The sequence below is a fragment of the Paenibacillus sp. FSL R5-0341 genome (assembly GCF_037975235.1).
GTDB classification, from domain to species: Bacteria; Bacillota; Bacilli; order Paenibacillales; family Paenibacillaceae; genus Paenibacillus; species Paenibacillus amylolyticus_A.
On sequence record NZ_CP150241.1, the window covers coordinates 4,598,414 to 4,610,797 of the forward strand.

Consider the following 12,384-nt stretch of genomic DNA (forward strand, 5'->3'; position numbering starts at 1 on the left):
AGAACATCTCCGTTAACACGGCAAAAAGCCCGCAGCTGTTCACACTGTGGACTTTTGACTGAAAGTATCATTCATTTAAACTTTACTTTACCTTACGAGAGATTAAAAAAAGTGAGAAGAGACTCTTCTAATTCTTTTTACTACGCACTTCGAAAATAGCAAATTTCAGGTAATGTCCCTCATCCACGCCCAAAATTTGCGGATGATCCTTACCAGCTGCTTTCCAGTCGATTAGACGCAGCACTTTGCCTGCATCTTCCGCTGCATCCGCAATCGTATCCAGGAAGAGGTCTGGACGCATGTGATATGAACAGCTAGCTGTTACCAAATATCCGCCCTCATTAACCAGTTTCATTCCTTGCAGGTTGATATCCTTATATCCACGGCACGCACCTTTAACTGCTGATTTCGTTTTGGCAAACGCAGGAGGATCAAGGATGACCACATCAAAGGTTTTACCGCCAGCTGCAAGCGCTTTGGATGTATCTACTTTTTGTTCACCAGCACGCGCACGTGCAGTACGTTCATCCAGTCCTTTCACTTGCTCACGCAAGTACTGGAATGCATCGGCAACTACGAATTCGACCCGGTCGGTGAATCCGTTCAGCTCCACATTCGTTCGTGCACTCTCAATGGCATGCTCTGAAATATCAAGACAAGTCACTTTTTTGGCTCCATATTTGCAAGCATTCAACGTGAAGCTACCCGTGTGAGAGAAGCACTCCAGTACGGTGGCACCGTCCCAATAAGGGAATGTAACCACCTTACCACTTTTATTCACAGGCAAGAGCTGCTCTGTACCATCCTGCTCGGTCTGTTGAAGTGTAATTCCACTCTTATAGCCCCAACCCTTCATGAGGGGTTCGATCGCTGCACGATTCTCACGTTGGTCGAAGAAGTAACCTGTCTTCTGGCCTTCCACGATATCCACTTTAATGAGAAGTCCATTCTCTGTAACGGTGACATGCCGCGGGCACTCCCCGTACAGCGGGCCTTTGGTCTGCTCCAAACCTTCCAGTTCACGAATCGAGACATCACTGCGCTCATAGATGCCTTCCGGCTGCATCACTTCAATGAGTGCTTGTACAATGGCTTCACGGCAACGATCCATGCCGAGTGTAAGCAACTGTACAACGAGAATGCTGCCGAACCGGTCAACGATCAATCCTGGCAGAAAATCAGCTTCTCCGTATACAAGACGGTACGCCTCTCCATCCTGGATAAAGCGTTCCCGATGACGCAAGCAATCGCGGAAACGAGCTGCAAAGAACGCCGTGTCCATCTGTTCGGACTCCAGCGGTTGATACGATACAACCCTTACAGTGATCTGAGATGCAGGATTATAATAACCTGTCGCCAAATAGCGACCTTGATGATTCAATACATTGACCAGATCTCCCGGTTCCGGGTTTCCGTCAACAGAGGCAATTTCATTGTTAAATATCCATGGATGCGCATGTTCAAGCCGCTTTTTGCGACTGCGTTCGAGTGTAACTGATGGCAAGGTAGATCCACTTCTTTCATAGTTAGTTAAAAAGATAGGTTTGGTGCGGCGCGTAGATGGCGTTTCGGTTACGAATCGATCTTCCGATCGCTGTTGTCTCCAGATTTTTTTGATTCCCTTTTTTAAAGGGAAAATCCGGAGACAAAGGCGCACGCTTCGCTTCTTCAGATTCGATTTCGTCCCCTCCACTACGTTTGCACGAATCACCGTATCTTTCGAATTGGGGTGCGACAGTTAAGATGCTTTAGTGACGAATTGTTACTACGGTCGCTTTATTTAAATGACGTTACGGTTACGGATTGGTTTTGAGCGTTTTTATTCTTTTTTTGGACTTCCCTACTAAAAAAAGTCTGAAATAACCGCAACACATGTGCGGCTTGCTTCCGCAGATTAGATTCGTCCCTCCACTACGTTTGAACGAATCACCGTATCTTTCGAATTGCGGTGGGGTAATTTAGGTCGCTTCCCTCTGAATTCCTTTAGGCTTGTCATGGTTGTCTTTGTTTACTCATAGGATGAGTTAAGGAACCGGACGGAAGGAATGATATTTCTATGTTTAGAGATGTGATATTGCCCTTACTCTATGGGCTTATTATCTTTTTTGGTGGCATGAAGTTAATGGAGACCGCCTTGCAACGCATGGCTGGGCCCATGTTGGCAGGTTGGCTCAATCGTGCTACCTCTGCTCCATGGAAAGGCATGGCCTTCAGCGCGGGTGCAACGGCCCTGTTGCAGAGCAGTACTGCGGTCACGGTACTCACCATTGGACTGGCTAATGCCAGATTAATTACCTATGGACGCACACTCGGCATCATCCTCGGCACCAACATCGGGACATGTCTGACGACGGAGCTGGTAGGACTGCAGATCGGACGTGCTTCCCTACCGCTACTCGTCCTGTCGCTGACGGGCTGGGCCACGTTTGTTGTACTTGGTGAACGTAATCTGGCCGCTCCTAAACGCACGCGCCAGACTCTGTTTAATATCCAGTACAGCTTCCTCGCGACTGCTGGATTTGCACTCGTCATGACAGGCATTCAGGTGATGCAATCCATTGCCTTACCCTTACGGAGCATGGGCGTGTTTCAATGGTTTCTCGACCGCTCAGCCGACAGCTTGTGGTGGGGCTTCCTGGCAGGTGCCTGTCTGACAGCGCTCATTCACAGTAGCGCGGCTGTCATTAGCATGGCGATTACGCTCGCAGCCACAGGGGTATTGCCTGTGGAGATCGGCATCGCCATTGTGATCGGGTCCAACGTGGGGACCTGCATCACCGCCGTGATCGCTGCCGCGGGCGGAGCATCCGCAGGCAAATTTGTCGCAGCCTCCCATGTTGTATTAAACATTGCGGGAGCGCTGCTGTTTATGCCGCTGATCGGCCAGCTGCATGCAGCTTCGGCCTGGCTGTCAGCGGACAACGGGGCACAGATTGCGCATGCCCAGACCCTTTTTAACATCACCAGTTCACTACTTGCTTTACCATTCTGTTACTTGCCAATCTGGCACAAAAAACCACCGGTCCACGCCCCCGCGGCGAAGTCACCCGTGGCTTGATGATCTGCCTATCAGACCCACAGAGCGCGCGGGCTAACTGATTCGAACCAGAACTATAATGCGTTATACGTTAATGCCTAACTTGTTCAGGGCTACACGCAAGATATCATCGTTATTATCATATCCGCTCTGCTGCTGTCTGGACCATGCTTCTTCCGGAGCATACCAATCCACACCCTTGATCTCTTCAATCTGAGGCTGTAGATCACCACTTTCGGCTTCAACAAGATAGTAATGGACTTCCTTATCTACTGGGCCAAACTCTGCATGTTGGTACGTATAGGCGATGATATCGACTGGCTCCACAATACGACCGACCATACCCGTCTCTTCCAGAATCTCACGCAGTGCCGTCTGTTCAATTGTCTCTCCATCTTCCATTTTGCCTTTGGCGAGAGTCGTTTTACCATAACGATCTACGATAAGCTGAATTTGAAGATTTCCATCTTCCCCTGTTCTATAGACAACTCCGCCTGCTGAAATTTCTTTTTTGTTCATCGTGCTCTCCCCCATCGACTTCAATATCTTATTTTTTTGCAAAAGAAGGACCTCATCTCCCGGGTAGGCTCCCCAAGGAAATGAAATCCTTGTTTCTGACGCCTCGATTACATCGCGGCGGACTTCAGATTCTCTTCCAACACACGTACCAGCGTAGCCTGACTCTCATTGACGCCAGCTTCAACCACCTTGACTCGGCACACTTTACCGACCATATCCATGGTTCCGTCAAAGACCAGCTGAATGTAGTTGTCGCTATAACCGTGCAGCTTGCCACTTCCCTCGCGGCCTTTGGCTTCACCTTCAGGAATGACATCCAGTACCTGTCCGACAAACTGCTCAGCGTACTCCAGCTGCATCTGCTCCGACAAGTCAATCAGTTCATGCACACGTGCATTTTTGACCTCTTCGTCCACCTGATCTTCCATTCGTGCTGCTGGTGTCCCCGTACGCTTGGAATAAGGAAATACGTGCATTTCGGAGAAACCGATTTTCCGCATCAATTCATAGCCATTACGATACATCTCATCGGTCTCACCCGGAAATCCAACAATAATGTCAGTCGTAATCGCTACATCTGGCATCGCTTCCCGAATGCGAAACATTTTGTTGTAGAACTCTTCTGTCGTATATTTGCGACGCATGCGTTTCAACACCGTATCATCCCCCGCTTGCAGCGGAATATGGAAGTGACGGACGAGTTTGTCCGAACGTTTGATCACGTCGAGCATGCGGTCATCGATCTGACTCGCTTCAATCGAGCTGATTCGAATACGCTCCAGACCCTCTACTTTATCCAAATCCCACAGCAGATCGGTCAGATCATAGTTCTCCATGTCATCCCCATACCCACCTGTATGAATACCAGTCAGAACAATCTCCTTGTATCCGGCGTGTACGAGTTGATGCGCCTGTTGAACGATGCTGTTCGCTTCCCGGCTGCGTGAGAGACCACGAGACCACGGAATAATGCAGAATGTACAGAAGTTATTGCAACCATCCTGAATCTTCAGGAAAGCGCGGGTACGATCAGCAAAATCCGGTACGTCCATCTCTTCAAATACACGGGTTTTCATAATATTACGCACCGCGTTAACGGGTTGACGTGACTCCTGAATTTCATTGACATATGGCAAAATCTTGTCACGGTCCTGTGTACCGATGACCAGATCCACGCCAGGGATGTCCAGAATCTCTCCCGGAGAAGTCTGCGCATAGCAGCCTGTAACGGCCACAATTGCCTCCGGGTTGCGCCGAATGGCACGACGAATAATTTGACGGCTCTTTTTGTCGCCGGTATTGGTTACTGTACAAGTATTAATCAAGTATACATCCGCTGTCTGTTCGTCAAAGTCCACTTGATCGTATCCTTCGTTTTTGAACAATTGCCAAATCGCCTCTGTATCATAGAAATTAACTTTGCAGCCTAAGGTGTAAAACGCCACGGATGGCATAATTACATTCCTCCCATTTCTCCGGATTCATATAGCACGCAAGTTAGTGCTGCCATTCCAGCTGTCTCAGCACGCAAAATGCGTTTGCCCAGTCCAACAGATACAGCACCTGCCTGATCAGCTTCTGCCGTCTCCTTCTCAGAAAATCCACCTTCCGGTCCAACAACGATCAATACTTCTGCACTCGCACCAGGTGCAAGCTGTTCAACAAACGGTTTCAGCGCATCTCTCAGCTGTTTACCGTTTTCTTTCTCATAACAATAACATACCAGGCTATAGCCCTCAAAAGAAGATAACAGCCCTTTCCAGGAAAGTGGCTGCTCAACGGATGGAATGCGATTCCGGTGACTCTGTTCGGCAGCTTCCTTGGCAATTTTCCGCCACCGCTCCAACCGTTTGCCTTCTTTCTTGGCATCATATTGCACAATCGTACGTTCTGATAGGAAGGGTACAAATGATACCGCCCCGATCTCAGTACATCTCTGGATGACTGTTTCCATCTTGTCACCTTTGGGTAAACTCTGTGCCACGGTTACACGAATCCGCGCTTCATGGTCCATAACCAGTGACTCTACAATATTGGCCGTCACTTGGCCAGCTTCAATGGTCTCAATCTCCACGAGTGCTTCTCTGGAGTTTCCGTCACTGACAATCAGTTTATCTCCAGGCTTACCACGCATAACCTTGCCGATATGGCGTGCATCATCACCTGTGATAATCACAGCGTGTTCATTAAACTGTTCTGCAGATACAAAATATCGCTGCATAAGTCAATCCACCCATTCTGTCCTGTTATGACTGGAATTCACCCCGCCCAATGACAGGCGTGAATCCAATCGCCACAGATGATCATACAACTTTTACATGTTTCTGACCAGTATATCCGTCCAAACACGATACGCTTTTAGCGATATAATTCAATAATCACCTTTGCCAGATCTACATACATCGTTTGCGCGAACTCATACAAAGGTTGAATCGTCACATTTTGCAAAGGAGGTATAACTAGAATTAATAGGAAGATAAAAATGGACCATTGCTCCACACCTTGCAGCTTGCGGCTGATTGAAGGTGGCAGTGCATCTTCTAGAATCCGATAACCATCCAACGGGGGCAACGGAATCAAGTTAAACAGGAACAGGAAAAAGTTTGTTAAGTTAAAGATAGCGAAGAACGTCGTAATTGCTGTCAGCAGCCGCTCATTATCAATCCCGCCGAGTGCTCCTGAACCAACCAGTGAAGCATAGATGATTGTACCGATGATCGCGAGTAACAGATTGCTTAGAGGCCCTGCTGCGGATACGATGATGCCCATCAATCTAGGCTTGTCAAAGTTAGCCCGATTAACCGGAACCGGACGTGCCCAACCAAAACCGGCAATAATGAGCAGGAGCACACCAAACAAATCAAAGTGAACAACCGGATTCAGTGTAACCCGACCCAACAGCTTGGCTGTCGGATCACCGAATTTGTTTGCAAAATATGCATGCGAGAATTCATGCACCGTAAATGCGATCAGAATGGTCAGCAGGAAAAACGGAAGCTGATCGATCGGATAACGAAAGAACGAATTCCAAAAGTCCATGGGTTACCCCTTTCTGGCTACAAACGCCAGCCAATCCTCATCACGGTGGATCGCACTCACTTCAAACCCTGAGGCTACCAGTGCATCATGCACAACCTGCTCTTTGTTCTTCCAAATGCCCGATACAATATAGGTACCACCAGACTCAAGCGCATTATAGACATCATCTACGAATAACAAAATGATCTCAGCCAGAATGTTCGCCACGACAACCTTAACTGGCAGTTGCACACCAAGCGCAGGGTCCTGACTCCCGAGGACGGACAACAGATCACTCTCTTTAACCGTAATTTGTTGCTCCAGCCCATTCAGTTCCACATTCTCCCTGGCACTGATTACCGCAACCGGATCAAGATCGAGCGCCAGCACATGTTTTGCCCCAAGTTTTATAGCTCCGATAGCCAAAATACCCGAACCTGTACCTACGTCAATAACTTCCTCGCCGCCCTTAATAACCGTTTCCAGTGTGCGCAAGCAGAGAGAGGTCGTTGGATGTGTTCCTGTACCAAAAGCCATGCCTGGATCAAGCTCAATGATTTTCTCATCCGGACTTTCAGGCGTATACTCCTCCCACGTTGGTTTGATCGTCAGACGTTCCGATACACGTACCGGCTTGAAATATTGCTTCCAGGCTGTTGCCCAGTCATTTTCATCCACTGTACGCGTCTCATAACGAACCTCACCTGTATCAATTCCAAATTCAGAGAGTTCCTCAATTCTCGGATGAACTTCGGACTGCAGTGCAACCATATCCGTACCTTCGGAGAAGTACCCTTTGATGACCGCAAAGCCTTCAGGAATATCATTCAAAGGAACGTCGTATAACTCACCATACGTTGTGTCCCGTTTTTTATTTAAAGTACCGGACTCTTCAATCGAAACCCCTCCAGCACCCGCTTCATGTAAAAAATTCGAAATCATCTCCACAGCTTCTTCTGTGGTATGTATTGTTAGTTCATGCCATAACATACTTGGTTTTTCCTCCTCATTTTTTAAACATCCCAACTATTGTACTACACAAGCGAGCCGGAGCACAAAGCCGACCACGAAAAGAAAAACAAAACAGGATATCCGCGTCTAACTGCTCGAATATCCTGTCATCTATTCAACCATATCTATTTCATTTATTTAAGCATTTTGCATAATTGGAATCTCACTTAACAAAAACGACCACCGTTCTGCGTGATCATCTCTGCGGCTTGCGGGAGCGAATCGTTGGATATGGACACGGTCAGCAAAATTTCTTGTTTTATCCTGTCGGCCGAATCCGCTTCGGGCGTATCATACACCTGACCATTGGATAACATTTCCGTTTCATCACTAATCAGGGCAAGTACATTCAATTCGCCACTAAATCCTCCGACGACAGCCGTAGGAGAATTATCGGAGCCCGTAACATCGTGTGAGTTTAAGGCAGACGCTTCATTGCCAAGGCTCTCGATACTCAATTGGTTCGGGTGTAACAATTCCAGGGCTCTGCGTGCAGACTCGGCCTCAGCCCAGCTTGTAAATACAGCTTCGAGGGTAACCGCCGAGCGATCTTCAGTCATGAAGCTCCCGTCCCTGACGTCGATCAGCCGCTTCACTGCGGCGTAGTGCTTCGATATCCTCATGATCCGCAGCTTCAGCGCTGAATTCCACGTCCTCATTTTTAGCGGACTGCAATCGTTTCATCTTTTCCGTTTTCGTGAGAATCTTGCCTGGACGTTCATGTTCTGCCATTGTTATGCTCCTCCCTCAAATTAAAATGAACTAAAACGTGTTACACTGTAACACTCCGATTGTAGTCCCATCCTCCGATCGCTGTTATCCCCAGATTTTTTTAATCCCCTTCTTCCAAAGGGAAAATCTGTGGATAAAGGCGAACGCTTCGCTTCTTCAGATTGGTTCTACACTCTCCGTTAAAGTGTAATTATCTGTCCATCTTATATGGATTTCCTGAAACTAGATCATTCCACCGGCTTGTTCGATAATAGACATCGCGCGGTGATGTACCGATTCATCTACGATGACCGTTAGCAATACATCCCTTCCCGTAGGTCCACCTTGTCCACCATCACTCATGCCGCTTGCAGAAGGATCCGCCGCAGCCATGATTCCAGCGCTCGCATTCGTTTGCATCGAATCGGGCACCCATGATGAAAAACTGCCGGAAACGCCCGGCTTGTAGGAAGCCCCGCTTGGTCCTACACCCGCATATCGGCTGAATCGATTAATCGACAGGTCCTCCACTCGCAATGCCTCCAGTTTTTTGGCTGCCCCTTGTGCCTGCTCCGGGCTATGAAAGTACGCCAAAATATTTTTCTCGGTCATCCGCTTCACCTGCTTCCCTAATTTCTCGCATATCAGCTATGCATATCATTCTCGCCATGCTATCTTTCCGCAAGTTAGCTCAGAATATACCGAAATGCTCCCACAAATTACTGTCGTTCTTCGTAGCATAAATCCATGGATTCTACGAAAACCACTGAAGCACTAAAAAAGGCGTACAAAAAAGGACACCCACGGTAAAAACCGGTGTGGTGTCCTTTGGGACTTGCTTTATTTTATTCTCAGTCGCCGCGGAAGGCGCGTTTTACTCTGTCAAAGAAGGATTGTTCATGCTCATGTGTTTGCTCTCCATCCAGCGCAGCAATTTGGCGAAGCAGATCCTTCTGCTCGTCATTCAGCTTACTAGGTGTAACCACAACCACTTTCACATGCTGATCCCCTTGCCCCATACCGCGCAGGCGTGGTACGCCTTTGCCTTTGAGTCGGAAATACGTTCCCGTTTGTGTACCAGCTGGTACTTTCAACTTCACTTTCTCAGTCAATGTCGGGATCTCAACTTCATCTCCCAGAGCTGCCTGAGCAAAGGTAAGTGGGATTTCGCAATAAATATCGTCACCTTCACGCTCGAAGAAATCATGTGATTTCACGCGAATGACAATATACAGATCTCCCGCTGGTCCGCCACGCAGGCCTCCCTCGCCTTCACCTGTCATACGCAGTTGCGCGCCATCATCTACACCCGCTGGAATGCGAACATGGATTTTGCGTTGCTTGCGGACTTTACCGCTGCCACTGCACGTTGTACATTTTTCTTTGATAATTTGGCCCGAACCGCTACAGTTCGAACATGCACGACGATTAACCATACGACCGAACGGTGTATTTTGCACGACTTCCTGCTGACCGCTACCTTGGCAGACCGAGCAGGTTTCCGGTTTCGTTCCAGGTTTGGCACCTGAGCCATGACACGTATCGCAGCCTTCGGTACGCGGAATCGTAATATCGGTTTCTTTGCCGAATACCGCTTCCTTGAACTCAATCGTCATCGTGTACTGCAGATCATTCCCCCGTTGCGGAGCATTTGGATCACGTCGTCCACCGCCACCGCCGCCAAAGAACATGTCGAAGATGTCGCCAAATCCGCCGCCGCCAAAATCACCGCCACCACCGAATCCACCTTGATTCGGATCGACATGACCATATTGATCATACTGGGCACGCTTCTGACCGTCACTCACTACATCGTAAGCTTCTTTAACTTCTTTAAATTTAGCTTCCGCATCAGCAGCCTTGTTTACGTCAGGGTGATACTGACGGGCAAGCTTACGGTAAGCCTTTTTAATCTCATCGTCGTTAGCCGTTTTACTAACGCCAAGCACCTCATAATAATCACGCTTTTCAGCCACTCTTCCACCCCCATATCATTCACCATATCGCACATCGTGACAAAAGGAAAGCCAAAGCACGGGAGCCCCGGCTATGACTTTCCCTCTAATTCGAACGTCACCGATGTTTAATTCGCGTAGAACTACGAATTAGTTTTGTTTTTTATCTTCATCCACAACTTCGTAATCAGCGTCTACGACGTTGTCACGTTTTGCAGAACCTTGTTGCTCTTCAGCACCTTGTGCTTCTTGCTCTTGCGCCTGTGCTTGCTCATACAGTTTTACAGACAATTGTTGAACGATCTCTGTCAGTTCTTCTGTAGCAGCTTTGATATCCTCCAAGTTGTCGGAAGCCAGAACGCCTTGCAGTTTTTCTTTAGCTGCATTCGCTTTTTCAACTTCGCCAGCGTCTGCTTTTTCGCCAAGATCTTTGATCGTTTTGTCAACAGAGTAGATCAGTTGATCTGCACTGTTTTTCGCTTCAACGAGTTCTCTGCGTTTTTTATCTTCTTCAGCGTGCAACTCAGCATCTTTCATCATTTGCTCAACTTCAGCATCGCTCAAACCGCTGGAAGAAGTGATTGTGATTTTTTGAGTTTTGTTTGTACCTTTATCTGTTGCAGATACGTTAACGATACCGTTGGCATCAATATCGAAGCTAACTTCGATTTGTGGAACGCCACGTGGAGCTGGTGGAATATCACCCAACATGAAACGTCCAAGCGATTTGTTACCCGCTGCCATCTCACGCTCACCTTGCAGAACATGAATCTCAACACTTGGTTGATTGTCTGCATATGTGGAGAACACTTGAGATTTGCTTGTAGGGATCGTTGTGTTACGCTCGATCATTTTAGTGAATACGCCACCCGCTGTTTCGATACCCAGGGACAATGGAGTTACGTCAAGCAATACAACGTCTTTCACATCACCTGTCAGTACGCCCGCTTGTACAGCAGCACCCAAAGCTACAACTTCATCTGGGTTAACGCCTTTGTGAGGCTCTTTACCCGTCAGTTTTTTGATCGCTTCTTGTACAGCTGGAATACGTGTGGAACCACCAACCAATACGATCTTGTCGATATCGTTAGCTGTCATACCCGCATCGCTCAATGCACGACGAGTTGGTTCAAGCGTACGCTCAACCAGACCTTCAGAGATTTCTTCAAATTTCGCACGGCTCAGGTTCAACTCCAAATGCTGAGGAACACCATCAGCGACTGTGATGAACGGCAAGGAGATCGTTGTAGTCAATACGCCGGAAAGTTCTTTTTTCGCTTTTTCCGCTGCATCTTTCAAACGTTGAACCGCTGCTTTATCTTTACTCAAGTCAATGCCTTGATCTTTTTTGAATTCACTTACGAGGTAATCGATAATCACTTGGTCAAAGTCATCGCCGCCCAGTTGGTTGTCCCCGCTAGTTGCTTTAACTTCGAAGAAGCCATCACCCAGTTCAAGAATGGATACGTCGAACGTACCGCCGCCCAGGTCATATACGAGAATCGTTTGGTCTTCGGATTTCTCCATACCGTATGCCAAAGCTGCTGCTGTTGGCTCGTTGACGATACGCAGAACTTCCAGACCTGCAATTTTACCCGCATCTTTAGTTGCTTGACGCTGACTGTCATTGAAGTAAGCTGGTACTGTGATAACTGCTTGAGTTACCGTTTGACCCAGATAAGCTTCAGCATCGGATTTCAATTTTTGCAGGATGATTGCAGAGATCTCTTGTGCAGAGTAGTCTTTGCTATCGATTGTTTCCTTGTGGGAAGTACCCATGTGACGTTTGATCGACATGATGGTACGATCCGGATTTGTGATGGCTTGACGTTTTGCTGTTTCACCAACAACACGCTCTCCATCTTTTTTGAAACCGACTACGGATGGAGTTGTACGTGCGCCCTCCGGATTTGGAATTACGACAGCCTCGCCGCCTTCCATTACTGCTACGCATGAGTTTGTTGTTCCTAAGTCAATACCGATTACTTTGCTCATCCGAAAATTTCCTCCCTCAACAATTTAAAATGAATGGGTCTGATCTGACCCTTATTAGATGTTCATGTTGCTAATCGTGCTCTATGTGTACAAACCTTTATATTAAACTTCGCCCACATTGTTCAACCAAGGAGCCTA

12 protein-coding genes are annotated in these 12,384 nt (G+C 47.7%); 1 reads left to right on the forward strand and 11 read right to left on the reverse strand.

Annotated features, from left to right (window positions below):
• Positions 1-127: 127 nt before the first annotated feature.
• A complete protein-coding gene (locus MKX75_RS20630) occupies positions 128-1,504 on the reverse strand; it encodes a class I SAM-dependent rRNA methyltransferase (RefSeq protein WP_339166599.1) in 1,377 nt (458 codons plus the stop codon).
• Positions 1,505-2,056: 552 nt separating this feature from the next.
• Between MKX75_RS20630 and MKX75_RS20635 the strand changes: the two genes are divergently transcribed.
• The gene (locus MKX75_RS20635; RefSeq protein ID WP_339166600.1) at positions 2,057-3,058 is read left to right on the forward strand and encodes a Na/Pi symporter; all 1,002 of its coding nucleotides are present in this window, start codon (positions 2,057-2,059) and stop codon (positions 3,056-3,058) included.
• 63 nt (positions 3,059-3,121) lie between these two features.
• Here the strand turns inward: MKX75_RS20635 and MKX75_RS20640 are convergent, their stop codons facing one another.
• The 10 genes from MKX75_RS20640 to dnaK form a co-directional block, all read right to left on the reverse strand.
• Entirely contained in the window at positions 3,122-3,556 is a 435-nt protein-coding gene (locus tag MKX75_RS20640) for an NUDIX domain-containing protein (RefSeq protein ID WP_339166602.1), read from the reverse strand.
• Positions 3,557-3,663: 107 nt separating this feature from the next.
• Positions 3,664-5,010: a tRNA (N(6)-L-threonylcarbamoyladenosine(37)-C(2))-methylthiotransferase MtaB gene (gene mtaB, locus MKX75_RS20645; RefSeq protein ID WP_339166604.1), complete on the reverse strand. Its 1,347-nt coding sequence runs from the start codon at positions 5,008-5,010 to the stop codon at positions 3,664-3,666.
• A gap of 2 nt (positions 5,011-5,012) precedes the next feature.
• Positions 5,013-5,777: an RsmE family RNA methyltransferase gene (locus MKX75_RS20650; protein WP_062835516.1), complete on the reverse strand. Its 765-nt coding sequence runs from the start codon at positions 5,775-5,777 to the stop codon at positions 5,013-5,015.
• Between the two features lie 137 nt (positions 5,778-5,914).
• The gene (locus tag MKX75_RS20655; RefSeq protein WP_076332295.1) at positions 5,915-6,595 is read right to left on the reverse strand and encodes a site-2 protease family protein; all 681 of its coding nucleotides are present in this window, start codon (positions 6,593-6,595) and stop codon (positions 5,915-5,917) included.
• A gap of 3 nt (positions 6,596-6,598) precedes the next feature.
• Complete coding sequence (gene prmA / locus MKX75_RS20660) at positions 6,599-7,564, reverse strand: 50S ribosomal protein L11 methyltransferase (RefSeq protein ID WP_339166606.1); 966 nt, start codon at positions 7,562-7,564, stop codon at positions 6,599-6,601.
• Between the two features lie 188 nt (positions 7,565-7,752).
• Positions 7,753-8,145: a hypothetical protein gene (locus MKX75_RS20665; protein ID WP_062835519.1), complete on the reverse strand. Its 393-nt coding sequence runs from the start codon at positions 8,143-8,145 to the stop codon at positions 7,753-7,755.
• Positions 8,138-8,317 carry a YfhD family protein gene (locus MKX75_RS20670; RefSeq protein ID WP_062835520.1) on the reverse strand — a complete coding sequence of 60 codons (180 nt, stop codon included), beginning with the start codon at positions 8,315-8,317 and terminating at the stop codon, positions 8,138-8,140. The genes MKX75_RS20665 and MKX75_RS20670 overlap by 8 nt, the downstream gene beginning before the upstream one ends.
• Before the next feature lie 222 nt (positions 8,318-8,539).
• Entirely contained in the window at positions 8,540-8,908 is a 369-nt protein-coding gene (locus tag MKX75_RS20675) for a hypothetical protein (protein ID WP_017687219.1), read from the reverse strand.
• Between the two features lie 239 nt (positions 8,909-9,147).
• Positions 9,148-10,272, reverse strand: a complete 1,125-nt coding sequence (dnaJ, locus tag MKX75_RS20680) for a molecular chaperone DnaJ (protein ID WP_062835521.1) — start codon at positions 10,270-10,272, stop codon at positions 9,148-9,150.
• 129 nt (positions 10,273-10,401) lie between these two features.
• Positions 10,402-12,246 (reverse strand): molecular chaperone DnaK, encoded by a 1,845-nt coding sequence (gene dnaK, locus MKX75_RS20685; protein WP_062835522.1) that lies wholly within the window; start codon positions 12,244-12,246, stop codon positions 10,402-10,404.
• Between the last annotated feature and the right edge of the window lie 138 nt (positions 12,247-12,384).